At 70.3% G+C, this 25458-nt stretch carries 24 protein-coding genes; 22 read left to right on the top strand and 2 right to left on the bottom strand.

Annotated elements, in window-relative coordinates:
- The first annotated feature begins 4 nt into the window (after nt 1–4).
- The 20 genes from thrC to AB0J21_RS25510 all read left to right on the top strand — a co-directional run bounded on the left by thrC (nt 5) and on the right by AB0J21_RS25510 (nt 20559).
- Complete coding sequence (gene thrC / locus AB0J21_RS25605; RefSeq protein ID WP_363148451.1) at nt 5–1063, top strand: threonine synthase; 1059 nt, start codon at nt 5–7, stop codon at nt 1061–1063.
- A gap of 420 nt (nt 1064–1483) precedes the next feature.
- The gene (gene thrB, locus AB0J21_RS25600) at nt 1484–2401 is read left to right on the top strand and encodes a homoserine kinase (protein ID WP_363148450.1); all 918 of its coding nucleotides are present in this window, start codon (nt 1484–1486) and stop codon (nt 2399–2401) included.
- Between the two features lie 428 nt (nt 2402–2829).
- Entirely contained in the window at nt 2830–4962 is a 2133-nt protein-coding gene (gene rho / locus AB0J21_RS25595; protein WP_363148449.1) for a transcription termination factor Rho, read from the top strand.
- Nucleotides 4963–5336: 374 nt separating this feature from the next.
- Entirely contained in the window at nt 5337–6443 is a 1107-nt protein-coding gene (locus AB0J21_RS25590; RefSeq protein ID WP_363148448.1) for an LCP family protein, read from the top strand.
- A gap of 154 nt (nt 6444–6597) precedes the next feature.
- Nucleotides 6598–6822 carry a 50S ribosomal protein L31 gene (gene rpmE / locus AB0J21_RS25585; RefSeq protein WP_363148447.1) on the top strand — a complete coding sequence of 75 codons (225 nt, stop codon included), beginning with the start codon at nt 6598–6600 and terminating at the stop codon, nt 6820–6822.
- Nucleotides 6823–6942: 120 nt separating this feature from the next.
- Nucleotides 6943–8019 (top strand): peptide chain release factor 1, encoded by a 1077-nt coding sequence (gene prfA, locus AB0J21_RS25580; RefSeq protein ID WP_363148446.1) that lies wholly within the window; start codon nt 6943–6945, stop codon nt 8017–8019.
- A 76-nt stretch (nt 8020–8095) separates the two neighbouring features.
- Nucleotides 8096–8941, top strand: coding sequence for a peptide chain release factor N(5)-glutamine methyltransferase (gene prmC / locus AB0J21_RS25575; protein ID WP_363148445.1), 846 nt, complete (start codon nt 8096–8098; stop codon nt 8939–8941).
- Between the two features lie 64 nt (nt 8942–9005).
- The gene (locus AB0J21_RS25570) at nt 9006–9653 is read left to right on the top strand and encodes an L-threonylcarbamoyladenylate synthase (RefSeq protein ID WP_363148444.1); all 648 of its coding nucleotides are present in this window, start codon (nt 9006–9008) and stop codon (nt 9651–9653) included.
- Nucleotides 9650–10303: a protein-tyrosine-phosphatase gene (locus tag AB0J21_RS25565; RefSeq protein WP_363148443.1), complete on the top strand. Its 654-nt coding sequence runs from the start codon at nt 9650–9652 to the stop codon at nt 10301–10303. The genes AB0J21_RS25570 and AB0J21_RS25565 overlap by 4 nt, the downstream gene beginning before the upstream one ends.
- A 182-nt stretch (nt 10304–10485) precedes the next feature.
- Nucleotides 10486–11805 carry an MraY family glycosyltransferase gene (locus AB0J21_RS25560; RefSeq protein WP_363148442.1) on the top strand — a complete coding sequence of 440 codons (1320 nt, stop codon included), beginning with the start codon at nt 10486–10488 and terminating at the stop codon, nt 11803–11805.
- A 346-nt stretch (nt 11806–12151) separates the two neighbouring features.
- Nucleotides 12152–12589 carry a hypothetical protein gene (locus AB0J21_RS25555; protein WP_363148441.1) on the top strand — a complete coding sequence of 146 codons (438 nt, stop codon included), beginning with the start codon at nt 12152–12154 and terminating at the stop codon, nt 12587–12589.
- Nucleotides 12590–12814: 225 nt separating this feature from the next.
- Entirely contained in the window at nt 12815–13636 is an 822-nt protein-coding gene (gene atpB, locus AB0J21_RS25550) for a F0F1 ATP synthase subunit A (RefSeq protein WP_363148440.1), read from the top strand.
- A 76-nt stretch (nt 13637–13712) separates the two neighbouring features.
- Nucleotides 13713–13955, top strand: coding sequence for a F0F1 ATP synthase subunit C (locus AB0J21_RS25545; protein WP_363148439.1), 243 nt, complete (start codon nt 13713–13715; stop codon nt 13953–13955).
- A 42-nt stretch (nt 13956–13997) separates the two neighbouring features.
- Nucleotides 13998–14543, top strand: coding sequence for a F0F1 ATP synthase subunit B (locus AB0J21_RS25540; RefSeq protein ID WP_363148438.1), 546 nt, complete (start codon nt 13998–14000; stop codon nt 14541–14543).
- Nucleotides 14540–15355: a F0F1 ATP synthase subunit delta gene (locus AB0J21_RS25535; protein WP_363148437.1), complete on the top strand. Its 816-nt coding sequence runs from the start codon at nt 14540–14542 to the stop codon at nt 15353–15355. The genes AB0J21_RS25540 and AB0J21_RS25535 overlap by 4 nt, the downstream gene beginning before the upstream one ends.
- A 149-nt stretch (nt 15356–15504) precedes the next feature.
- Nucleotides 15505–17097 carry a F0F1 ATP synthase subunit alpha gene (atpA, locus tag AB0J21_RS25530; protein WP_363148436.1) on the top strand — a complete coding sequence of 531 codons (1593 nt, stop codon included), beginning with the start codon at nt 15505–15507 and terminating at the stop codon, nt 17095–17097.
- 20 nt (nt 17098–17117) lie between these two features.
- Complete coding sequence (locus AB0J21_RS25525; RefSeq protein WP_363148435.1) at nt 17118–18035, top strand: F0F1 ATP synthase subunit gamma; 918 nt, start codon at nt 17118–17120, stop codon at nt 18033–18035.
- On the top strand, nt 18035–19477 hold the full coding sequence (gene atpD / locus AB0J21_RS25520; RefSeq protein ID WP_363148434.1) for a F0F1 ATP synthase subunit beta: 1443 nt from the start codon (nt 18035–18037) through the stop codon (nt 19475–19477). The genes AB0J21_RS25525 and atpD overlap by 1 nt, the downstream gene beginning before the upstream one ends.
- Nucleotides 19478–19591: 114 nt before the next feature.
- On the top strand, nt 19592–19966 hold the full coding sequence (locus AB0J21_RS25515; protein WP_363148433.1) for a F0F1 ATP synthase subunit epsilon: 375 nt from the start codon (nt 19592–19594) through the stop codon (nt 19964–19966).
- Nucleotides 19967–20112: 146 nt separating this feature from the next.
- A complete protein-coding gene (locus AB0J21_RS25510; RefSeq protein WP_363148432.1) occupies nt 20113–20559 on the top strand; it encodes a DUF2550 domain-containing protein in 447 nt (148 codons plus the stop codon).
- Between the two features lie 213 nt (nt 20560–20772).
- Here AB0J21_RS25510 and AB0J21_RS25505 read toward each other — a convergent pair whose 3' ends face one another.
- Complete coding sequence (locus AB0J21_RS25505; protein ID WP_363148431.1) at nt 20773–22647, bottom strand: glycoside hydrolase family 18 chitinase; 1875 nt, start codon at nt 22645–22647, stop codon at nt 20773–20775.
- Nucleotides 22648–22970: 323 nt separating this feature from the next.
- Nucleotides 22971–23543 carry a cob(I)yrinic acid a,c-diamide adenosyltransferase gene (locus AB0J21_RS25500; protein WP_363148430.1) on the bottom strand — a complete coding sequence of 191 codons (573 nt, stop codon included), beginning with the start codon at nt 23541–23543 and terminating at the stop codon, nt 22971–22973.
- Between the two features lie 297 nt (nt 23544–23840).
- Here AB0J21_RS25500 and AB0J21_RS25495 point away from each other — a divergent pair, with 297 nt between their 5' ends.
- Nucleotides 23841–24689: a 3-hydroxyacyl-CoA dehydrogenase family protein gene (locus tag AB0J21_RS25495; RefSeq protein WP_363148429.1), complete on the top strand. Its 849-nt coding sequence runs from the start codon at nt 23841–23843 to the stop codon at nt 24687–24689.
- 132 nt (nt 24690–24821) lie between these two features.
- The gene (locus AB0J21_RS25490; protein ID WP_363148428.1) at nt 24822–25145 is read left to right on the top strand and encodes an STAS domain-containing protein; all 324 of its coding nucleotides are present in this window, start codon (nt 24822–24824) and stop codon (nt 25143–25145) included.
- Nucleotides 25146–25458 lie beyond the last annotated feature (313 nt).

The following is a 25458-nucleotide window of genomic DNA, read 5'->3' as shown; positions in this document are numbered from 1 at the left end:
AGTCATGGTCCACCAGTGGCGCGGCATCATCGAGGAGTACCGGGACCGCTTGCCGGTGTCCTCCACCACGCAGATCGTCTCGCTCGGCGAGGGCGGCACCCCCCTCGTCCACGCCCAGGTGCTCTCCGAGCGCACCGGGTGCGAGGTGCACCTCAAGGTCGAGGGCGCCAACCCCACCGGGTCCTTCAAGGACCGGGGGATGACGATGGCCATCACGCGGGCCAAGGAGGAGGGCGCGAAAGCCGTCATCTGCGCCTCCACCGGCAACACCTCCGCCTCCGCCGCCGCCTACGCGGTACGCGCCCGGATGGTCAGCGCCGTCCTGGTGCCGCAGGGCAAGATCGCGCTCGGCAAGATGGGCCAGGCCCTCGTGCACGGCGCGAAGATCCTCCAGGTCGACGGCAACTTCGACGACTGCCTCACGCTCGCCCGCGCGCTCTCCGACAACTACCCGGTGGCGCTCGTCAATTCGGTCAACCCGGTGCGCATCGAAGGGCAGAAGACCGCCGCCTTCGAAATCGTCGACGCGCTCGGCGACGCCCCCGACATCCACGTCCTCCCGGTCGGCAACGCGGGCAACATCACCGCGTACTGGAAGGGGTACACCGAGTACGCCGCCGACGGGATCGCCACGCACACGCCGCGCATGTGGGGTTTCCAGGCGAGCGGTTCCGCGCCCCTCGTGCGCGGGGAGGTCGTCAAGGACCCGCAGACCCTCGCGACCGCCATCCGGATCGGCAACCCCGCCTCGTGGAAGCAGGCGCTCGCCGCCCGTGACGAGTCGGGCGGTCTCATCGACGAGGTGACCGACCGGCAGATCCTCGCCGCCTACCGGCTGTTGGCCGGTCAGGAGGGCGTCTTCGTCGAGCCCGCCTCGGCCGCCTCGGTCGCCGGGCTGCTCAAGGCCGCGGAGCGGGGCGAGGTCGACCCCGGCCAGCGCATCGTCTGCACGGTCACCGGCAACGGCCTCAAGGACCCGGACCGGGCCACCGAGGGCGCCCCGCGGCCCACCGTCATCCCGGTCGACGCCGCCGCGGCGGCCGAACGCCTCGGTCTCGCGTAACCACGCCCCCGTGCGCGCGGGTGCCGTACGACTCCGTACGGCACCCGGCCCCGGTGGGCGAGTGGGGGCGGCCCGAGGGGGACGACTACCGCATACGACCCGTCAGGGGGCGAATCCCGCCGGGTCGCACGTGGGGCACGCGACACGCGCCGTGCGCCTCCTGTGCGCCCTATGTCGCCAGGCATCCTTCCTTCGATAGGCTGTACCCCACCTGCCCCGCCGCCCGTGCCGCGGTGCTGCCGCCGTTGTGGCCCCTGGATGATTCCGCAGCTCCTCACAAGCGTGGGAAAACCCCGGCCCAGCACGTACATCCCGCACATCCGACCGCCGTCGTCCGTGCAGCCGTCCGAACCGGCCGTACGCAACAGGGCGGTCGCCCCACCCGCCGTTCCGAGCCGTCACAAGGAGAGTCCACGAGCGATGGCCCCTCCCGCCTTCCGCGCCGCCGCCGTCCGGGTGCGCACCCCCGCCTCCAGCGCCAACCTCGGTCCCGGCTTCGACGCCTTCGGACTCTCGCTGGGGCTCTACGACGACGTCGTGGTCCGGGTGGCCGACTCCGGGCTGCGGATCGACATCGCGGGTGAGGGCAGTGACTCGCTGCCCCGCGACGAGAACCACCTGCTGGTGCGGTCCCTGCGCGCCGCCTTCGACCTGCTGGGCGGACAGCCGCGCGGACTGGAGATCGTCTGCGCCAACCGCATCCCGCACGGCCGGGGCCTCGGCTCCTCCTCCGCCGCCATCTGCGCCGGCATCGTCGCCGCCCGCGCGGTGACCATCGGCGGCGAGAACCGGCTCGACGACCGGGCGCTGCTGGAGCTGGCCACCGAGATCGAGGGCCACCCGGACAACGTCGCGGCCTGTCTGCTGGGCGGGTTCACCCTGTCCTGGATGGACGGCGGCTCCGCGCAGGCCATCCGCATGACGCCGCACGAGTCCGTCGTGCCGGTGGTCTTCGTGCCCGGCAACCCGGTACTCACCGAGACCGCCCGCGGACTGCTGCCGCGCACCGTCTCGCACGCCGACGCCGCCGCCAACGCGGGGCGGGCCGCACTGCTCGTCGAGGCCCTGACCAGGCGCCCCGAGCTGCTCTACACGGCCACCGAGGACCGACTGCACCAGGAGTACCGGGCCCCGGCGATGCCCGACTCGCTGGCCCTGGTGGAACGCCTGCGGGCAGACGGGGTGCCCGCGGTCATCTCCGGCGCGGGCCCCACGGTCCTCGCGCTGGTCCCAGGCGACGCGGCCGACAAGGTCGCGCGGCTCGCGGGCGACGGGTGGGCGGCCAACCGGCTCGCGCTCGACACCGCGGGTGCGAGTGTGCTGCCGCTGGCACCGTGATCCGCGGTTGCCAGGACAAGAGAGGGGGAATATTTGTTGGATACGGTACTGTTAACCTGTGGTACGCACCCGACCACTGGTCGACGAGGTGCTTCGTGTCACCGTAGTTCCTGTCACCGTCAGCAGATCAGGACGGGACAACTCATCTTCCGGGAGCCGCCGTACCGCTCCATGCCACACCCAGGAAACCCCCACCGGGCCCTCCTCGGCATGACGCGGCGCCGATCCGCTCCGGAACGGGCGTGAACCAGCCTCGTGACACAGACAAGTGGTGACACGGCTGAGTCGGCCGTCCCCACCACCGTATTCTTCCGCCTCTTTGGCGGTCCACCGCCCCGGCACAGTCCGTACACCGAGGACCACAGCCGGACAGCACAACCGGTCGCCGAGCCAGACAGGCCGACGTCCGCTCCAGGGAAGGACCCTTCGTGAGCGACACCACCGATCTGATGGGCATGAGTGCCGACAGCACGGCTGATGCGGCCGCGCCCACCACGGATGCTGCCTCCGGTGCCTCGGCCGGAACCCGGCGGCGCCGCGGCACCGGCCTTGACGGCATGGTGCTGGCAGAACTTCAGCAGGTCGCCTCCGGCCTCGGTATCAGGGGCACCGCGCGGATGCGCAAGAGCCAGCTGATCGACGTCATCAAGGAGGCGCAGGCGGGCAACGGGGCCGCCGCTCCGGCGAAGAGTGCCGAGAGCGCGCCGAGCAAGCCCAAGCGCCGTGCGACGGCCAAGACCCGCACCGGCGAGGACGCCGAGAAGGAGGCCGCTCCCGCGAAGGAGCCGGCCGCGAAGGAGCCCGCCGCCAAGGCGGAGCGCGCCCAGCAGCCCGACTCCTCCGGTCAGCAGCAGATCGACATCCCCGGCCAGGCCCCCAAGGCCGCCGAGCAGGGCGGCGCCGAGGAGCAGCCCGCGGGCGAGCGTCGTCGTCGCCGGGCCACCGCCGAGGCGGGCAGCCCCGAGACGGCGGGCGGCGAGGCCAGGGCCGACACCGCCGAGCGCGGCGAGAGCCGGCCGAAGCAGGACCGTCAGGACCGCCAGGACGGCGGACAGGGCGGCCAGCACGCGGACGGCGAGGGCAACAACGCCGAGGGTCGTACCCGGGACCGCAACAACCGGCGCGACCGCAACAACCGCGACGGTGGCGGCAACCGCGACAGCGGCGGCAATCGCGACAACAACCGCGAGGGCAACCGGGACCGGGACAACAACCGGCGCGGCAACAAGGGCGGCGGCGACGAGCAGTCGGGCGGCGGCCAGAACCGGCAGAAGCAGCACGACCGCGACAACCGGGACAACCGCCAGGACGACTTCGACGACGAGGGCGGCCGTCGCGGCCGTCGCGGACGCTACCGCGACCGCAGGGGTCGTCGCGGACGTGACGAGATCAGCGAGCCGCAGGTCCACGACGACGACGTCCTGATCCCCGTCGCGGGCATCCTGGACATCCTCGACAACTACGCGTTCATCCGGACCTCCGGCTACCTGCCGGGCCCCAACGACGTGTACGTGTCGCTGGCCCAGGTCCGCAAGAACGGCCTGCGCAAGGGCGACCACGTCACCGGCGCGGTCCGGCAGCCCAAGGACGGCGAGCGGCGCGAGAAGTTCAACGCGCTGGTGCGTCTCGACTCGGTCAACGGCATGGCGCCCGAGTCCGGCCGCGGCCGGCCCGAGTTCCAGAAGCTGACCCCGCTGTACCCGCAGGACCGGCTCCGTCTGGAGACCGACCCCGGGGTGCTCACCACGCGGATCATCGACCTGGTCGCCCCCATCGGCAAGGGCCAGCGCGGACTGATCGTGGCCCCGCCGAAGGCCGGCAAGACCATGATCATGCAGGCGGTCGCCAACGCGATCACCACGAACAACCCCGAGTGCCACCTGATGGTCGTCCTGGTCGACGAGCGTCCGGAAGAGGTCACCGACATGCAGCGCTCGGTCAAGGGCGAGGTCATCTCCTCGACCTTCGACCGCCCCGCCGAGGACCACACCACGGTCGCCGAACTCGCCATCGAGCGGGCCAAGCGCCTCGTGGAGCTGGGCCACGACGTCGTCGTGCTGCTGGACTCCATCACCCGTCTGGGCCGCGCCTACAACCTGGCGGCCCCGGCCTCCGGGCGCATCCTCTCCGGTGGTGTCGACTCGACCGCGCTCTACCCGCCGAAGCGGTTCTTCGGAGCGGCGCGCAACATCGAGGACGGCGGTTCGCTGACCATCCTCGCCACCGCGCTGGTCGACACCGGCTCCCGCATGGACGAGGTGATCTTCGAGGAGTTCAAGGGCACCGGCAACATGGAGCTCGTCCTCGACCGCAAGCTCGCCGACAAGCGGATCTTCCCCGCCGTCAACGTGGACGCCTCCGGCACTCGTAAGGAGGAGATCCTCCTCAACAACGAGGAGCTGGGCATCGTCTGGAAGCTGCGCCGGGTGCTGCACGCACTCGACCAGCAGCAGGCCATCGAGCTGCTGCTCGACCGCATGAAGAAGACGAAGTCCAACGCGGAGTTCCTGCTCCAGATCCAGAAGACGACACCCGGGGTCAACAACAACGGCAACGAGTGACGATCTCGTCCGTCCGGGCCTGAACGGACGGACGCACGGACACGGCGAAGGGCCGTTCCCTCACGAGGGGGCGGCCCTTCGCCGTGTCCGTGCATCCGCGTGTCCGTGTCCTTGTCCGGTTGCCCGAGGCCGCCCGCGAGAGCTTTGCCACAGCCGGGGTGCGCCGACCCACGCGCCCGGGCGCGCCCTTCGTACGGGGAAACCCCAGGTCATGCGCGTGCGGCGGCGGTGAAGCCGGGTTCCGGGCGCCGCTCGTACGCCTCGGGAACGCCCAGGTCGCTGTGCGACGCTGGCCCGGTGCCGGCCCGTAGCGCGGACCGGCACCGGACATACCGCCAGGGGGGTAGCCGAACGGCAGGAGAGCTGAGGAGCACATGCCTGAGACCAGTACGGCCCCGGACAGTGCGCCGCGCCGCAGAGCCGGCAAGGGGCGTCGCCGCAGGCCGCGCGCCCGACGCAGAGGGCTCGTCGTGGCCGCCTGGAGCGCGGCCGGGGTCATCGTCCTCGGCGGTTCCGGGCTCGGATACGCGTATTACCACCTGAACCACAACATCAAGGGCGTCGACATCGACGCGGCCCTCGGCGACGACCGGCCGGCCGACACCGACAACGGCTCGATGGACCTCCTGGTCCTCGGCTCGGACTCCCGCTCCGGTGCCAACGGGCAGTACGGCGCCGACGAGGGCACCGCCCGCTCGGACACCGCGATGGTGGTGCACCTCTACGAGGGCCACAAGAGGGCGAGCGTCGTCTCCATCCCGCGCGACACCCTCGTCGACCGGCCGGAGTGCACCACCTCCGGCGGGAAGCAGGTGCCCGGGGCGCACCAGCAGATGTTCAACAGCGCCTACCAGGCCGGTGGCCCCGCGTGCGCGGTCAAGACCGTCGAGGCGATGTCCGGCATCCGCATGGACCACTACGTCGAGGTCGACTTCACCGGGTTCAAGAAGCTCATAGACACCCTCGGCGGGGTCCCGGTCACCACGCACAAGAACATCGAGGACCCGAAGAGCCACCTGACCCTCGCGGCCGGGCGGCACACCCTCGACGGGGAGAAGTCCCTCGCGCTGGTGCGCACCCGGCACGGCGTGGGCGACGGCAGCGACCTCGGGCGCATCCAGTTGCAGCAGGCGTTCGTCAAGGCGCTGCTGCAGCGCGTCGAGCACGTCGGCGTCCTGGGCAACCCGGCGAAGGCGTACAAGCTGGCCTCCGCCGCGACCAGTGCGATCACGACGGACTCCGGTCTCGACTCGGTGAGCTCGCTCGCCTCCTTCGGGAAGTCCGTGAAGGGCGTGGACTCCTCCGGGATGACGATGGTCACGCTCCCGGTGCGCTACGACCAGGTGAACGCCAACCGCGTGCTGCCCGACACCGCAGGGGACCAGCAGGTGTGGCAGGCGCTCAAGGGCGACAAGCCCGTACCGAAGGCGGCCACCACGGGGGACGCCGAGGGCGGCGCCGACGGGGTCGTCAGCGGATAGCCGGGCCGTCCCGCAACCGCCCCGGGAATACCTGCGGCCGTACCCCGGTTTTGGGGGATGCGGCCGGTCCTGGCAGACTGGTACGTCGGTCCCGGTTCACGTACGGACAATCCGCTCGTACGACCCGGCACCCTCCCGAAACTAGGAGACACCCTTGAAGCGCGACATCCACCCCCAGTACAACGAGACGCAGGTCAGCTGCACCTGTGGCGCGTCGTTCACGACCCGCAGCACCGTCGACAACGGCACCATCCGTGCCGACGTGTGCTCCGAGTGCCACCCGTTCTACACGGGCAAGCAGAAGATCCTCGACACCGGCGGCCGCGTGGCCCGCTTCGAGGCCCGCTTCGGCAAGGCTGCCGGCTCCGCCAAGAAGTAGCGAGCCACCCGCGCCGGTCCTCGGCCGCCCCTCGGGGCGACCGGGGCCGGCGCTTTTTCTTCCAGCCGTCCGCCGGACGGCTGTCGCAGCCCTCTCGTGAGCAGTAACAGGAGCCCGGAGATGTTCGAGGCGGTCGAGGAACTGATCGGCGAGCACGCCGATCTGGAGCAGAAGCTCGCCGACCCTTCGGTCCACGCCGACCAGGCGAACGCGCGCAGGCTGAGCAAGCGGTACGCGGAGCTGACCCCCATCGTCGGCACCTACCGCGCCTGGCGGCAGACCGGTGACGACATCGGCACCGCCCGTGAACTCGCCGCCGAGGACCCGGACTTCGCCGCCGAGGTCAAGGAGCTTGAGGAGCGTCGCGAGGAGTTGACGGAGAAGCTGCGGCTGCTCCTGGTCCCGCGCGACCCCAGCGACGACAAGGACGTCATCCTGGAGATCAAGGCGGGCGCCGGCGGCGACGAGTCCGCCCTGTTCGCCGGTGACCTGCTGCGCATGTACCTGCGCTACGCGGAACGCGTGGGCTGGAAGACCGAGATCATCGACTCCACGGAGTCCGAACTCGGCGGGTACAAGGACGTCCAGGTCGCCGTCAAGACCAAGGGCGGCAACGGCGCCACCGAACCCGGCCAGGGCGTGTGGGCCCGCCTCAAGTACGAGGGCGGGGTGCACCGCGTGCAGCGCGTGCCCTCGACCGAGTCGCAGGGCCGTATCCACACCTCCGCCGCGGGTGTCCTCGTCACCCCCGAGGCCGAGGAGGTGGACGTCGAGATCCACGCCAACGACCTGCGCATCGACGTCTACCGCTCCTCCGGGCCCGGCGGACAGTCCGTGAACACCACCGACTCCGCCGTGCGCATCACGCACCTGCCCACCGGTGTGGTCGCCTCCTGCCAGAACGAGAAGAGCCAGCTCCAGAACAAGGAGCAGGCCATGCGCATCCTGCGCTCGCGGCTGCTGGCCGCCGCCCAGGAGGCGGCCGAACGCGAGGCCGCCGACGCGCGGCGCAGCCAGGTGCGCACCGTGGACCGCTCGGAGAAGATCCGCACGTACAACTTCCCCGAGAACCGCATCTCCGACCACCGGGTCGGGTTCAAGTCGTACAACCTGGACCAGGTGCTCGACGGCGAACTCGACGCCGTCATCCAGGCGTGCGTGGACGCGGACTCCGCGGCCAAGCTCGCCGCGGCGTGAGTGTGACCATGCGAGGCCCCCGCTCCCGCGGGGCCGCGGCAGCCGGCGGCGCCGGCGCCAGAGGAAGGACAGGCGCGTGAACCTCCTGCTCGCCGAGGTGGCCCAGGCCACCCAGCGGCTCGCCGCCGCCGGCGTGCCCTCCCCGCGCAACGACGCGGAGGAGCTGGCCGCCTTCGTGCACGACGTCAAGCGCGGAGAACTGCACACCGTCAAGGACTCGGACTTCGACGCGCGCTACTGGGAGACCGTCGCGCGCCGCGAGGCCCGCGAGCCGCTCCAGCACATCACCGGACGGGCCTTCTTCCGCTACCTGGAACTCCAGGTCGGCCCCGGCGTGTTCGTGCCCCGGCCGGAGACCGAGTCGGTCGTGGGCTGGGCGATAGACGCCGTACGCGCCATGGACGTGGTCGAACCCCTCATCGTCGACCTGTGCACCGGCTCGGGCGCGATCGCGCTCGCCCTCGCGCAGGAGGTGCCGCGCTCCACCGTGCACGCCGTCGAGCTGTCCGAGGACGCCCTCGTGTGGACCCGCAGGAACACGGCGGGCTCCCGCGTGCACCTGCACCAGGGGGACGCCTTCGCCGCGCTGCCCGAACTGGACGGCCAGGTCGACCTGGTGATCTCCAACCCGCCGTACATCCCGCTGACCGAGTGGGAGTACGTCGCGCCCGAGGCCCGCGACCACGATCCGCAGATGGCGCTGTTCTCCGGCGAGGACGGACTCGACACCATCCGCCGCATCGAGCGCACCGCGCACCGGCTGCTGCGGCCCGGCGGGGTCGTCGTCATCGAGCACGCCGACACCCAGGGCGGACAGGTGCCGTGGCTGTTCACCGAGGAGCAGGGCTGGGCGGACGCCGCCGACCACCCCGACCTCAACAAGCGCCCGCGCTTCGCGACCGCCCGCAGGGCCACGCCGTGACCCTCGCCCGCTTCCCCCACCCCACCCACCCGCTCACCACCACGCACCTTGAGGAGACCGGCTGATGGCTCGGCGATACGACTGCAACGACGCGACCGACCGCGCCACCGGCCTGCGCGAGGCCGCCTCCGCCGTCCGCCGCGGCGAACTCGTCGTGCTGCCCACCGACACCGTCTACGGGATCGGCGCGGACGCCTTCAGCGCCGACGCGGTCGCCGACCTGCTCGACGCGAAGGGCCGGGGCCGCAACATGCCCACCCCGGTGCTGATCGGCTCGCCGAACACCCTGCACGGGCTGGTCACCGACTTCTCCGAGACCGCGTGGGACCTCGTCGACGCGTTCTGGCCCGGCGGGCTCACCCTCGTCGCCCGCCACCAGCCCTCCCTGGCCTGGGACCTCGGCGACACCCGGGGCACCGTCGCGATCCGGATGCCGCTGCACCCGGTCGCGATCGAGCTGCTCACCGAGTTCGGCCCGATGGCCGTCTCCAGCGCCAACCTCACCGGGCACCCCTCGCCCGAGACGTGCGACGCCGCCCAGGCGATGCTCGGCGACTCCGTCTCCGTCTACCTCGACGGCGGCCCCACCTCCGGCAACGTGCCCTCCTCCATCGTCGACGTGAGCGGCGACACCCCCGTGCTGCTGCGCAGCGGGGTGCTGGACGCGGACGAGCTGCGCAAGGTGGTACCCGACCTTGAGGTGGCCAATTGACGGCCCCCGCAGAGGGGCGAGGCATACCGGCCGGGACGTACGCTCCGGCCCCCTTCCGCATCCTCCACGTCAGCACCGGGAACGTGTGCCGCTCACCCATCACCGAGCGGTTGACCCGGCATGCCCTCGGTGACCGGCTCGGCGCCTGGCCCGGCGCCGAACTCGTCGTGGAGAGCGCCGGCACCTGGGGTCACGAGGGTGCCCCCATGGAGGCGCACGCCGAGACGGTGCTCGCCGGCTTCGGGGCCGACGCGAGCGGCTTCAAGGGGCGCGAACTGCTCGACGGCCACGTGATCCAGGCCGACCTCGTCCTCACCGCGACCCGCGACCACCGTGCGCAGGTCATCTCGATGGGGCACTCCGCCGGGCTGCGCACCTTCACGCTCAAGGAGTTCACCCGGCTCGTACGGGCGATAGACCCGGCCACGCTGCCCGATCCGCTCCAGGACGGCCTCGCCGAGCGGGCCAGGGCCCTCGTGCGGGCCGCCGCGGCCCTACGCGGCTGGCTGCTGGCCCCCACCGTGGACGCCGACGAGGTGCACGACCCCTACGGCGCCCCGCTGACCTTCTTCCAGGCCATCGGCGAGGAGATCCAGGAGGCGCTCGGTCCGGTGGTGACCGCGCTCACCGGCCTGCCCGGACCGCGCTGAACGATGGCGCGCACCTTGGCACTCGGCGGAACGGGCCGGTGATTTCCACCGGATCACGGGCTGCTGCCCCTGTGTGTACGGGTTTTCGGTCAACCGGCCTCGCCACCCGGAAGTCCGGGGCCCCCTGCACGCGAAGCTAGGGTGTGCACTGGAGATGGCCGGCGAAATCTGTGGGGAAGCCCGTGCGTGAATACCTGCTGACGCTCTGCATCACGATCGCGGTGACCTACCTGCTGACCGGACCGGTGCGGAAGTTCGCGATCGTGGCCGGGGCGATGACGGAGATCCGCGCCCGTGACGTGCACCGCGAGCCCACGCCCAGGCTGGGTGGGATCGCGATGTTCGCGGGGCTGTGCGCGGGGCTGCTGGTCGCCGACAACCTGGACAACCTCAACCCGGTCTTCGCCGACTCCCACGAACCACGCGCCCTGCTGTCCGGGGCGGCGATCATCTGGATCGTCGGCGTCCTGGACGACAAGTTCGAGATCGACGCCCTGGTCAAGCTCGGCGGGCAGCTGATCGCGGCCGGTGTCATGGTCATCCAGGGCCTCACCATCCTGTGGCTGCCGGTCCCCGGGGTCGGCACGGTGCTGCTCAGCTCCTGGCAGGGCAACCTGCTGACCGTGACGATCGTGCTGATCACCGTCAACGCGGTGAACTTCGTGGACGGACTCGACGGGCTGGCCGCCGGAATGGTGTGCATCTCGGCGATCCCCTTCTTCCTGTACGCCTACCGCATCTGGTACGGCTACGGGCTGGAGGCCGCGGCCCCCGCCTCGCTGTTCTCGGCGATCCTCATCGGGATGTGCCTGGGCTTCCTGCCGCACAACATGCCGCCCGCCCGGATCTTCATGGGCGACTCCGGCTCGATGCTCATCGGCCTCGTGCTGGCCGCCGGGGCGATCTCCATCACCGGACAGGTCGACCCGAGCGCGCTCAACCTGTTCGCGGGCTCCGAGCGGGACGCGGTGCACGAGACGGTGCCCTCGTACATCCCGCTGGTGCTCCCGCTGACGATCATCGCGGTCCCGGCCGTGGACCTCGTGCTCGCCGTCGTACGGCGCACCTGGCGCGGGCAGTCGCCGTTCGCGGCCGACCGCGGACACCTGCACCACCGGCTGCTCCAGCTCGGGCACTCCAAGAGCCGCGCGGTGCTGATCATGTACTTCTGGTGCGCGCTCATCTCCTTCGGCACCCTCGCCTACTCGGTGAACTCCGCCTCGATGTGGATCGTGCTGGCCGTGGTGGTGCTGAGCGGGGTGGGCCTGGTCCTGCTCCTGCTGCCCCGCTTCCGGCCGCGGGTGCCGCACTGGGCGGAGTCCGTGGTGCCGCCCCGCTACCGTCGCAGGAGGGCCGCCGTGCGCCGGGCCCGGGCCGAGGCGGCCGCCGCCCGCGAGGCCGGGCAGCAGCCCTCCACGCCCACCCGGACGCTCAACGGGGCCACCGCGCTGCGGGCCGGAGACGACCTGGAGGAGCGGCGCAAGGCCGCGTCGAGCCGGTGAGGGGCGACGCGGGGGCGGAACCCGGGAGGGTCACGGGTGCTCCCGCAGATCGTTGCAGGTTCACCGTAACGCGCCGTACACATCGAACCGGGGGCAAAATCCCGTTAATACCAGACAAGTTGACCAGGGGTCACGCCCAAACGGGCGCGTTAGCCCTCACGTGTGACGGTAAGCACACGTTCGAGGTAAAGACCTCATCAAATAGTTTGTGATACCGTTCACGAAGCCGAGGGAATAGGGCCGAAGAGCCGTCGTACGACGGTGCGTTGGCCGGAGGTTCTCTCTCCGCCCCGGCTCTACGCTCGTCCCCGCAAACCTTGCCCCACCCAGCTGCGGAGCTGCTGCCATGTCCTCCCAAGACACCCGCCTCCTCCTGTGGACCGCTGTCCCCACAGCCGCCGCCGGCGCGATCGCCGCTGTCGTCAGCGCGTTCGTGGCGGGCGGCAAGGGTGCCCTCGGTGCCGGGATCGCCGCCCTCGTGGTGATCCTCTTCATGGGCATCGGGCTCGGCGTCCTGCAGTGGGTGGCGAAGGCGTACCCGCAGATCTTCCAGGCCATGGGACTCGCGCTGTACACCGCGCAACTCCTGTTGCTGTTCGTCTTCGTGGCGGCCTTCAAGGACACGAGCCTGTTCAGCCCCAAGGCCTTCGCGAGCACCATCGTCGCGACCACCCTCGTGTGGATCGGCGCCCAGGCGCGCGCCCACACGAAGGCCAAGATCCTCTACGTGAACCCTGAGGCGACCGACGCCAAGCCGGAGGCGAAGTCGGGGTCCGCCGCATGAGAGGTAGGGCCGGGATAAATGGCGGTTCTCGACACTGCTATTGTCCGGTTCCAACTGCGGCGTTGCGGGTGCGGGCGTCTGAACTGATGCCCGCCCGACCGCGAGCCCGGGCGCCCGAGAGCCGCCCCCCAACCCGAACCACCAGTCCAGTGCCGACCAGCGGCTCCGCGCCGCGCCGACACATCGAGGTTGCCGTACCTATGCGCCACGCTGAAGGAGCCCGCGGTGAGTGCTGACCCGACGCAGGTGCTCGCCTTCGAGACCGACTGCCACATCTTCGACGGGTGTGGCTTCCCGGCCCCGGGCCTGCACTCGTTCCTGTTCGAGCCGCTGTTCGGCGACGGGGACAGCAATCTGTACTTCAACAAGACGATGCTGCTGGCCCTGCTCGGGTCGCTCGTCATCGTCGGCTTCTTCTGGGCCGCCTTCCGCAAGCCGAAGGTCGTCCCGGGCAAGCTCCAGATGGTCGCCGAGGCCGGTTACGACTTCATCCGTCGTGGCGTCGTCTACGAGACGATGGGCAAGAAGGAAGGCGAGAAGTGGGTGCCGCTCGTCGTCTCCCTCTTCTTCTTCGTCTGGATGATGAACCTGTGGTCGGTCATCCCGGTCGCGCAGTTCCCGGTCACCGCGATCATCTCGTACCCGGCCGTTCTCGCCGGGGTTGTCTACGTGACCTGGATCAGCCTGACCTTCAAGCGGCACGGCTGGACCGGGTTCTGGAAGAACGTCACCGGCTTCGACAAGTCGCTCGGCGGGGTCGCCTACCTGGCGGCGTTCATCGAGCTGTTCTCCAACCTGCTGGTGCGGCCGTTCACGCACGCCGTGCGACTGTTCGCCAACATGTTCGCGGGCCACACGCTGATCCTGCTGTTCACGATCGCGAGCTGGTACCTGCTGAACGGCATCGGTATCGCCTACGCCGGGGTCTCGTTCATCATGACCATCGTGATGACCGCCTTCGAGGTGTTCATCCAGGCCCTTCAGGCGTACGTCTTCGTGCTCCTCACCTGTACTTACCTCCAGGGCGCCGTCGCCGAGAACCACTGAGCGACTGTTCAGCAGCCCACTTGATCGTCCGGTGGCCAACCCCCACCGGCCCTTGTAAAGAGAAGGAAGAACCGGCATGTCCGCTCTCCAGACCCTTGCCGCCGATGGCGTTACCGGCTCCCTCGGCTCCATCGGCTACGGTCTCGCCGCCATCGGCCCCGGCGTCGGCGTCGGCATCATCTTCGGTAACGGCACCCAGGCCCTCGCCCGGCAGCCCGAGGCGGCCGGCCTGATCCGCGCCAACCAGATCCTCGGCTTCGCCTTCTGTGAGGCGCTCGCCCTCATCGGTCTGGTCATGCCGTTCGTCTACGGCACCTGATCCGACCGTTCGACGAACGCCCACTAGACGGAAGGCACTGAAGTGAGCTCATTGCTGATGCTCGCGGCCGAGGACGCGGAGAACCCCCTCGTCCCGCCGATCCCCGAACTGGTCATCGGCGCCATCGCCTTCGTCATCGTCTTCGGCCTCCTCGCCTGGAAGCTCCTCCCGAACATCAACAAGGTTCTGGACGAGCGCCGCGAGGCCATCGAGGGCGGGATGGAGAAGGCCGAGGCTGCCAAGACCGAAGCCGACAGCGTGCTGGAGCAGTACAAGGCCCAGCTCGCCGAGGCCCGGCACGAGGCGGCCCGGCTGCGCTCGGAGGCCCAGGAACAGGGCGCCGTGCTCATCCAGGAGATGCGCGCGGAAGGCCAGCGGCAGCGCGAGGAGATCATCGCCGCCGGCCACGCCCAGATCGAGGCCGACCGGAAGTCCGCCGCGCAGTCCCTGCGCCAGGACGTCGGCCGGCTGGCCACCGACCTGGCCGGGAAGCTGGTCGGCGAGTCCCTTGAGGACCACGCGCGGCAGAGCCGCACGATCGACCGCTTCCTCGACGAACTCGACGCGAAGGCAGAGGCCGCACGATGAACGGAGCGAGCCGCGAGGCACTGTCCGCCGCCGTTGAGCGTCTCGACGCCCTGACGGACTCCCCGTCCGTGGACGCCGTCACGCTCGCCGACGAGCTGGCAGCCGTCACCGCGCTGCTCGACCGCGAGGTGTCCCTGCGTCGGGTCCTCACCGACCCGGCGCAGCCCGCCGAGGCCAAGGCCACCCTGGCCCAGCGCCTCATCGGCGGCCAGGTCAGCGGTGGTACCGCCGACCTGGTGGCCGGAAGTGTGCGCGCCCGCTGGTCGCGTTCGCGCGACCTGGTGGACACCCTGGAGGAGCTGGCCGCCCTGGCCGACCTCACGGCCGCACAGCGGGCCGGCGCGCTGGACGACGTGGAGGACGAACTCTTCCGCTTCGGCCGGATCGCCGCCTCCGACCACGCGCTGCGCGCCGCGCTGACCGACTCGGCCGCCCCGGCCGCCGCCAAGGCGGAACTGGTGCGGTCCCTGCTGGCCGGCCGCGCGCACAGCACGACGGAGCGCCTGATCACGCGCCTCGTGTCGCAGCCGCGAGGACGTAGCCTGGAACGCGGTCTGGAGACCGTGTCCAAGCTGGCCGCGGACCGGCGCAACCGGCTGGTCGCCATCGTGACCTCCGCGGTCGCGCTGACCACGGTGCAGCAGCGGCGGCTCGGCGACGCGCTCGCCAAGCTGTACGGCCGCACGATGCACCTCAACCTGGAGGTGGACCCCGAGGTGGTAGGCGGAGTCCGGGTCCAGGTGGGCGACGAGGTCATCAACGGTTCCGTCGCGGACCGCCTCGAAGACGCGAGCCGTCGGATGGCCGGCTGACCCGGCCTGCCCCGCGCGGCACACCGAGCAGAACCAACAGCTAGATCCAACGGCCCGGTTGGGCCGTCCACAGGATGAAGAAGTTCTGGGGGGAGCCCCCAGGAACCCCCAAAGTACTTCGGGCCCAACAAGGAGAGCAGGGAACCCAGATGGCGGAGCTCACGATCCGGCCGGAGGAGATCCGGGACGCGCTGGAGAACTTTGTCCAGTCGTACAAGCCGGACGCGGCCTCGCGCGAGGAGGTCGGAACTGTCACCGTCGCCGGCGACGGCATCGCCCGGGTCGAGGGACTGCCCTCGGCCATGGCGAACGAGCTGCTGAAGTTCGAGGACGGCACCCTTGGTCTCGCCCTCAACCTTGAGGAGCGCGAGATCGGTGCGATCGTCCTCGGCGAGTTCAGCGGCATCGAGGAGGGCCAGCCGGTCACGCGTACCGGTGAGGTCCTGTCGGTAGCGGTGGGCGAGGGCTACCTCGGCCGCGTCGTCGACCCCCTCGGCACCCCGATCGACGGTCTCGGCGACATCGAGACCTCGGGCCGCCGCGCCCTCGAACTGCAGGCCCCCACGGTCATGCAGCGCAAGTCGGTGCACGAGCCCATGGAGACCGGGTACAAGGCGATCGACGCCATGACCCCGATCGGCCGCGGCCAGCGCCAGCTGATCATCGGCGACCGCCAGACGGGCAAGACCGCCCTGGCCGTCGACACGATCATCAACCAGCGGGACAACTGGCGCAGCGGCGACCCGAAGAAGCAGGTCCGCTGCATCTACGTCGCCATCGGCCAGAAGGGCTCCACCATCGCCTCCGTGCGTGGTGCGCTCGAAGAGGCCGGCGCCCTGGAGTACACGACCATCGTGGCCTCCCCGGCGTCCGACCCGGCCGGCTTCAAGTACCTGGCGCCGTACACCGGTTCCGCCATCGGCCAGCAGTGGATGTACGAGGGCAAGCACGTCCTCATCATCTTCGACGACCTCTCCAAGCAGGCCGACGCCTACCGCGCCGTGTCCCTGCTGCTGCGCCGCCCGCCGGGGCGCGAGGCGTACCCCGGGGACGTCTTCTACCTGCACTCGCGTCTCCTGGAGCGTTGCGCCAAGCTCTCCGACGCGGAGGGCGCCGGCTCGATGACGGGCCTGCCCATCGTGGAGACCAAGGCCAACGACGTCTCGGCGTTCATCCCGACCAACGTCATCTCCATCACCGACGGCCAGTGCTTCCTGGAGTCCGACCTGTTCAACGCCGGCCAGCGGCCCGCGCTGAACGTCGGTATCTCGGTCTCCCGCGTCGGTGGTTCGGCCCAGCACAAGGCCGTGCGCCAGGTGTCCGGCCGACTGCGCCTGGACCTCGCCCAGTACCGCGAGCTGGAGGCCTTCGCGACCTTCGGTTCCGACCTGGACGCGGCCTCCAAGCAGCAGATCAACCGGGGTTCGCGCCTGGTCGAGCTGCTCAAGCAGGACCAGTACCAGCCGATGGCCACCGAGGACCAGGTCGTCTCCGTCTGGGCCGGCACCACCGGCAAGATGGACGAGGTGCCGGTCTCCGACATCCGTCGCTTCGAGCGTGAGCTGCTGGACTACCTGCACCGCCAGGAGCAGGGACTGATGACCTCCATCAAGGAGGGCGCCAAGATGTCCGAGGACACGCTGACCGCGGTCGGCGACGCCATCGCGGAGTTCAAGAAGCAGTTCGAGACCTCGGACGGCAAGCTGCTCGGCGACGACGCCCCCGCGACCGCGGCCAAGTGACGACCGAAGGGACCTGACTCATGGGAGCCCAGCTCCGGGTCTACAAGCGTCGCATCCGGTCCGTCTCCGCGACCAAGAAGATCACCAAGGCGATGGAGATGATCGCCGCCTCGCGCATCGTCAAGGCGCAGCGCAAGGTGGCGGCCTCCACGCCGTACGCGACCGAGCTGACGCGCGCGGTCACGGCGGTGGCGACCGGGTCGAACACGAAGCATCCGCTGACCACCGAGTCCGAGGCGCCCACCCGGGCCGCGGTCCTGCTCCTCACGAGCGACCGCGGTCTCGCGGGGGCCTACAACGCCAACGCGATCAAGGCGGCGGAGCAGCTCACCGGAAGGCTGGAGAGCGCGGGGCGCGAGGTCGAGACGTACGTCGTCGGCCGCCGCGGCATCGCGCACTACAACTTCCGTGAGCGGCCCCTGGCCCATTCGTGGACCGGTTTCACCGACGAACCCTCGTACGGGGACGCCAAGACGGTCGCGGCGCCCCTCATCGAGGCCATCGAGAAGGACACGGCCGAGGGTGGTGTGGACGAGATCCACATCGTCTACACCGAGTTCGTCTCGATGATGACGCAGACGGCGATCGACGACCGCCTGCTGCCGCTCAGCCTCGACGAGGTGGCGAAGGAAGCAGCCCCCCAGGGCGAGATCCTGCCGCTGTTCGAGTTCGAGCCGTCGGCGGAGGACGTCCTCGACGCTCTGCTGCCGCGCTACGTCGAGAGCCGTATCTACAACGCGCTGCTCCAGTCGGCTGCCTCCAAGCACGCCGCCACCCGCCGCGCGATGAAGTCGGCGACCGACAACGCCGGAGAGCTGATCAACACGCTCTCCCGGCTTGCCAACGCGGCCCGCCAGGCCGAAATCACCCAGGAAATCAGCGAGATCGTCGGTGGCTCCAGTGCCCTGGCCGACGCGAACGCGGGGAGTGACAAGTAATGACGACCATTGTTGATACGGCCGTCGCGACGGGCCGCGTCGCCCGGGTGATCGGCCCGGTCGTCGACGTGGAGTTCCCCGTCGACGCGATGCCGGAGATCTACAACGCGCTGCACGTCGACATCGACGACCCGGCCAACGCCGGTGAGCGCAAGACGCTGACCCTGGAGGTCGCCCAGCACCTGGGCGGCGGCCTGGTCCGCGCGATCTCGATGCAGCCCACCGACGGCCTGGTCCGCCAGGCCGCGGTGACCGACACGGGTACCGGCCTCACGGTGCCGGTCGGCGACTTCACCAAGGGCAAGGTGTTCAACACCCTCGGCGAGGTGCTGAACGTCCCCGAGGAGAACGCCAACGTCGGTGAGCGCTGGTCGATCCACCGCAAGGCGCCGAACTTCGACGAGCTCGAGTCGAAGACCGAGATGTTCGAGACCGGCATCAAGGTCATCGACCTGCTGACCCCGTACGTCAAGGGCGGCAAGATCGGTCTGTTCGGTGGTGCCGGTGTCGGCAAGACCGTGCTGATCCAGGAAATGATCTACCGCGTCGCCAACAACCACGACGGTGTGTCGGTGTTCGCGGGCGTCGGTGAGCGTACCCGTGAGGGCAACGACCTCATCGAGGAGATGTCCGACTCGGGCGTCATCGACAAGACCGCGCTGGTCTTCGGCCAGATGGACGAGCCGCCGGGGACGCGTCTGCGCGTCGCGCTGGCCGGCCTGACCATGGCCGAGTACTTCCGCGACGTCCAGAAGCAGGACGTGCTGTTCTTCATCGACAACATCTTCCGCTTCACCCAGGCCGGCTCCGAGGTCTCCACCCTGCTGGGCCGTATGCCCTCCGCGGTGGGCTACCAGCCGAACCTGGCGGACGAGATGGGTCTGCTCCAGGAGCGCATCACCTCGACGCGTGGCCACTCGATCACCTCGATGCAGGCGATCTACGTCCCCGCGGACGACCTGACCGACCCGGCGCCGGCGACCACCTTCGCCCACCTCGACGCGACGACGGTTCTCTCCCGTCCGATCTCCGAGAAGGGCATCTACCCCGCGGTGGACCCGCTGGACTCCACGTCCCGCATCCTGGACCCCCGGTACATCACGCAGGAGCACTACGACACCGCGATGCGGGTCAAGACGATCCTGCAGAAGTACAAGGACCTCCAGGACATCATCGCCATTCTCGGTATGGACGAGCTGGGCGAGGAGGACAAGCTCGTGGTGTGGCGTGCGCGCCGCGTCGAGCGCTTCCTGTCCCAGAACACCCACGTCGCCAAGCAGTTCACCGGCGTGGACGGTTCGGACGTGTCCCTCGACGAGTCGATCACGGCGTTCAACGCGATCTGCGACGGCGAGTACGACCACTTCCCCGAGCAGGCGTTCTTCCTGTGCGGTGGCATTGAGGACCTCAAGGCCAATGCCAAGGAGCTGGGCGTCTCCTGAAGCCTCGTGCTGAAGGCCGGAGGGCGGGCCGCGTGCCCGCCCTCCGCACCCGCCCCCTAGAATCTTTTCCCAACACCCGGCCACGCGGCCGGGTGGTGACCCGAGGAGCACCCCTTGGCTGCTGAGCTGCATGTCGAGCTGGTCGCCGCGGACCGCAGTATCTGGTCCGGCGAGGCCACTCTGGTCGTCGCCCGCACCACCTCCGGCGACATCGGCGTGATGCCCGGGCACCAGCCGCTGCTCGGTGTGCTGGAGTCGGGCCCGGTGACCATTCGTACCGCCGACGGTTCCACGGTCGTCGCGGCCGTGCACGGCGGCTTCCTGTCCTTCGCGGACGACAAGCTCTCGCTGCTCGCCGAGATCGCCGAGCTGTCCGAGGAGATCGATGTCCAGCGCGCCGAGCGTGCGCTGGAGCGTGCCAAGTCGGAGACGGACGCCTCCGCCGAACGGCGCGCGGACGTCCGGCTGCGGGCGGCGGCGGGACGCTGACCGTACGAGGCGACGTAACCTAGTGCCTCAGCACTAGAACCTCAGCCGCGGCCGGGACTGGAGACCTCCAGACCGGGCCGCGGCTGAGGCCATGCGGGTGCAGCAGAGGCAAGTCCGTCACAGATGAGGCGAGGAGGTCGGTACCGATGTTCCTCACTCTGCTGGTGTGCGGGCTGGTCGTGGTGCTCGTATTGGCGGGGCTCTTCGTCTTCGGCCTGCGCCGCAGACTCATCCAGCGGTCCGGCGGCACCTTCGACTGTTCCCTGCGGTGGAACGCCCCCGAGCGCGGCGAGACCTCCGGCAAGGGCTGGATCTACGGGGTGGCCCGCTACAACGGCGACCGGCTCGCGTGGTTCCGCGTCTTCTCGTACTCCCCGCGCCCGCGCCGGCTGCTGGAGCGCTCCGCGATCGAGGTGACCGACCGGCGTACTCCGGACGGCGAGGAGGAGCTGGCCCTGCTCTCCGACGCCGTCGTCCTCGGCTGTCTGCACCACGGGGTCCGGCTGGAACTCGCCATGAGCGAGGACGCCCTGACCGGCTTCCTCGCCTGGCTGGAGGCGGCGCCCCCCGGCCAACGAGTCAATGTGGCTTGAGGAAAAGGGCGCTCGTTGGTTGGGGGTGCCCCCGGACGGAGTCTGGGGGAGGGTCAACGTGGCCTGAGAGGCTACCCCCCCCCGGCGCGTATGTACGGATCGTGCGGGGGAGCGGGACGGCGAGAAGCCGGGGAGACAGGGGGCGTACCCGTCTCCCCGGCTTCGTTTTCGGGGGTGGTGTCCCGGGCCGATGGGCCGGCCCGGGCGCGGGGGTTACTTCAGTCCGTCGCTGATCGCCGTGACGAGTTCGCCGTTGCTGGTGTCACCGCTGAACTCCCAGAAGAAGGCGCCACCGAGGCCCTGGGCCTTCGCCCAGCTCATCTTGGAGGCGATGGTCGCCGGGGTGTCGTAACTCCACCAGTTGGTGCCGCAGTGCGCGTACGCCGTGCCGCCGACGGTGCCGGTGGCCGGGCAGGCCGTCTTGAGCACCTTGTAGTCCTCGATGCCGGCCTCGTACTTGCCGGGGGCCGCGCCGGTCGCGGTGCCGCCGGGGGCGTCCTGCGTGACGCCCGTCCAGCCGCGGCCGTAGAAGCCGATGCCGAGCAGCAGCTTGCTCGCGGGCACACCCTGGGCCTTGAGCTTGGCGATCGCGTCGGCCGAGGTGAACCCGGCCTTCGGGATGCCGTTGTACGAGGTGAGCGGGGAGTGCGGGGCGGTCGGGCCCTTCGCGTCCCAGGCGCCGAAGAAGTCGTACGTCATGACGTTGTACCAGTCCAGGGACTGGGCGGCGCCCGCGTAGTCGGCGGCGTCGATCTTGCCTCCGGCGCTCGCGTCGGCGGTGATCGCGGCGGTCACCAGGTAGTCCTTGCCGAAGGTCGAACGCAGCGCGGTGGACACGTTCTTGAGGGCGGCGGGACCGCTCGTGTCACAGCTGAGGCCGCACGCGTTGGGGAACTCCCAGTCGATGTCGATGCCGTCGAAGACATCGGCCCAGCGGGGGTCCTCCACGAGCGCCTTGCAGGACTGGGCGAAGGCCGTCGGGTTCTTGGCCGCCTCGGTGAAGCCGCCGGACCAGGTCCAGCCGCCGAAGGACCACAGCACCTTGATGTTCGGGTTCTTCGCCTTGAGCTTGCGCAGCTGGTTGAAGTTGCCGCGCAGCGGCTGGTCCCAGGTGTCCGCGACGCCGTCTACCGACTGGTCCGCGGTGTACGCCTTGTCGGTGGCCGCGTAGGAGTCGCCCATCACGCACTTGCCGCCGGTCACGTTGCCGAAGGAGTAGTTGATGTGCGTGATCTTCGAGGCGGAACCGGAGCTGGCGATGTTCTTGACGTGGTAGTTGCGGTCGTAGACGCCCCACTCGGTGAAGTACCCGAGCTTGACCTTGCCGCCGCCGGTGCCCGGGTTGCCCGGGTCGGTGCCGCCGCCGGTGGTGCGGACCTTGACCGCGCCGCTGACCGGTCCGGTCTGGTCGGCGGTGTCCCTGGCCTGCACGGTGTACGAGTAGTCCGTACCCGCGCTCAGCGCGTTGTCGGTGTACGAGGTGGTGGTGACGGTCGCGACCTTGGCGCCGTCGCGCAGCACGTCGTAGTTCTTGACGCCCTTGTCGTCGGTGGCCGCGCTCCAGCTCAGCTTCGCCGAGGTGGCGGTGACCGCGGAGGCCGTCGGGGTGCCCGGGGCGCTCGGCGGGTTGTCGCCGGGCACCGAAGTGCCGTCGCAGGACGAGCCGTTGAGCTTGCAGCCGGCCGGGGAGCCGGTGCCGGTGCCGTTGAAGCCGAAGGACACCGAGGCGCCGGGGGCGAGGCTGCCGGCCCAGCTCTTGTTCTTGGCGGTCCAGTGGTCACCGGAGTTGGTGACGTCCGCGTCCCACGCGGAGGTCACCTTGGTGCCGGAGGGGAAGTCCCACTCCAGGGTCCAGCCGGCCAGGGCCGCGGTGCCGGTGTTCTTGACCGTCCACTTCCCCTCGAAGCCGGTGCCCCAGTCCTGGGTCTTCGTGTAGCTCGCGCTCGCCGTCGCGGCCGAGGCGGCCGCCCCGGCGGGGGAGGAGCCGAGACCGACGAGGGCGGCGAAGGGAAGGATCAGGGTGGTGAACCCTGCCAGGGCTCTGAGGCGCAGACGTCTACCGCGTCCGCCGGGGGTTCCTGAGCTCAAGGCGCACTCCAAGGCGTGAGTACCGATGGTGGGGTGGAACCCTGCGCGCCCGTGAACACGCCCTGTACGCAGAGGCTTTGCGGCCCCTGCGATTGACGTGCTCACCGCAGATGGCTGTGAGATTAGAAAGGTCTGGACCATCGGTCAAGAGGTCTGGACCAAATGGGACGGGAGGGACGCGGTGGCGTGCGTGGGGACGGCTCGCGCCAGGACGGTGGGCACGGGGGCACGACGACGAAGGCGGCCGGCGGGGTGTCGCCCCCGCCGGCCGCCTTCGGTGGCCCGGCCCGGCGTTCTCCGCCGGCCGTCTTCCGTGCCCCGGTTCAGCGTTCCCCGCCCGGCACCCACAGCACGTCGCCGATCTCCTTGTTCGCCACGCGGGCCAGGATGAACAGCAGGTCGGAGAGGCGGTTGAGGTAGGTCGCGGTGAGCGCGTTCATCGTCTCGCCGTGCACCTCAAGCGCCGCCCAGGTCGAGCGCTCGGCGCGGCGCACCACCGTGCACGCCTGGTGCAGGAGGGCGGCGCCCGGAGTGCCACCGGGCAGGATGAAGCTGCGCAGCTTCTCCAGGTCCTCCAGGAAGAGGTCGCAGTCCGCCTCCAGCTTGTCGACGTAGGACTGCTCGACCCGCAGCGGCGGGTACTTCGGCTCGGCGACGACCGGGGTGGACAGGTCGGCGCCCACGTCGAACAGGTCGTTCTGGACGCGCGTCAGCACCTCGGCCACCCCGGCCGGCAGGGAGCCGAGCGCGAGGGCCGTGCCGATCGCGGCGTTCGCCTCGTTGGCGTCGGCGTACGCGGCGATCCGCAGGTCCGTCTTGGCGGTCCTGCTCATGTCGCCGAGCGCCGTCGTGCCCTGGTCGCCGGTCCGGGTGTAGATACGCGTCAGATTGACCATGCGCACCACAGTAGGCGCAGGCGCCGCCGCGCGCCCCGCCGGCGGCAGTGGTGTGAAGTCTGTCGAAGGTGACGTGACGCGCATCTCTTCACCGCCACACGGGGCCCGCCGGGCGTTAACCTCCGGCGGGGAGCCGGTGGCTAAACCGGCGTCACCGGCGGGTGCGGACACGGGACACGGGGCGTACGACGGCCCCGGACCGGCGCGGCCGGCGACCGGCGTGCGGGACGCGCCCGGCGGCGGTGCGCGGGACCGGACGCGCGGACCCGCGAAGCGAACACACGAAGGGGTGCGGAAGTGGCCAGGAAGCTCGCCGTCATCGGGGCCGGACTCATGGGGTCCGGCATCGCACAGGTCTCCGCCCAGGCGGGCTGGGAGGTCGCCCTGCGGGACGTCACCGACGCGGCGCTCACCCGGGGCACGGACGGCATCAGGCGCTCGTACGACAAGTTCGTCTCGAAGGGGAAGCTGTCCGCCGAGGACGCCGAGGCGGCGCTCGCCCGGATCACCCCGACCACCGACCTCGACGCCGCCGCCGACGCCGATCTCGTGGTCGAGGCCGTCTTCGAGAAGCTCGACGTCAAGCACGAGATCTTCCGGGCCCTGGACGGCATCGTGCAGGACAGCGCGGTGCTCGCCTCCAACACCTCCGCCATCCCGATCACCAAGATCGCCGCCGCCACCGCGCGCCCCGAGCGGGTCGTCGGCACGCACTTCTTCTCGCCGGTGCCGATGATGGCGCTGTGCGAGCTGGTGCGCGGCTACAAGACCAGTGACGAAACCCTGGCCACCGCACGGGAGTTCGCCGAGTCGGTGGGCAAGACCTGCGTCGTCGTCAACCGTGACGTGGCGGGCTTCGTGACCACCCGGCTGATCACCGCCCTCGTGGTCGAGGCAGCCAGGCTCCAGGAGTCCGGGGTCGCCACCGCCGAGGACATCGACATCGCGTGCAAGCTGGGCTTCGGGCACGCCATGGGACCGCTGGCCACCGCCGACCTCACCGGCGTCGACATCCTGCTGCACGCGGCCGACAACATCTACACCGAGTCCCAGGACGAGAAGTTCGCGGCCCCGGAGTCGATGCGCCGGATGGTGGACGCCGGGGACATCGGGCGCAAGAGCGGGCAGGGCTTCTACAAGCACTGATCGCAGCTCACCCTTCGGGGTGAATTCGGTATCGGTTCGCTCACAGGCGGCAACTTCTGTACCTGACCACCAGTCAGTTGCTGTGACATACAAGAGACGCGAACGCTGACATGAGCACATCGGGGAGCGCATATGCATATCAGGGGCGACCACACCGAGCTGGTCGTCGGGGGCCGCCTCGACGTGCGCAGCGCGGCGGACGCCCGTACGGTCCTGCACTCGGCTGTCGACGCCGGGGCGGGAGACCTGGTGCTCAACCTGTCCGAGCTGGACTCGTGGGACGCCACCGGGCTCGGGGTGATCATGGGCGCGCACCGCAGGGCCGGCCGCTGCGGACGGCGCCTGGTCCTGCGTGACGTCCCGCCCCAGATGCAGCGGCTCCTGGTCGCGACCCGGCTGCACCGCATCCTCGCGATCGAGGGCGGTATCGCGGCGGAAGCCCTGCCGCGCTCCTGACGCGGACGCGGAGGCGGGTGCGTGGGGCGGACGCGCGGGGCGGGCGGATGTCGGGCCCCGGCTGTCCCGGCCGGTCTCCGGCCACCCCCAGTCGTCCCCGGCCGCCCCCGGCCATCCCCGGCCATCCCCGGCCACCGCGTGCCGTCGCCCCCTGAGCCGTGGCCGGCGGCGGGACATCGCGGGCCCCGCCGCCCGTGCCCCGCGGGGACGGCCAATCCTCACGAGACTGTGATGTCCCGGACGCGATGGCACCCCACCTGTTCATAGATACTGTGTGCAGGTTTATTGTTCGGTCGCCCACCGATAGCAGGAC

Source organism: Streptomyces sp. NPDC049954, from assembly GCF_040656295.1.
Classification (GTDB): Bacteria; Actinomycetota; Actinomycetes; order Streptomycetales; family Streptomycetaceae; genus Streptomyces.
The sequence above is the reverse complement of the archived record's forward strand: the minus strand, read 5'-3'. Positions and strand labels throughout refer to the sequence as shown.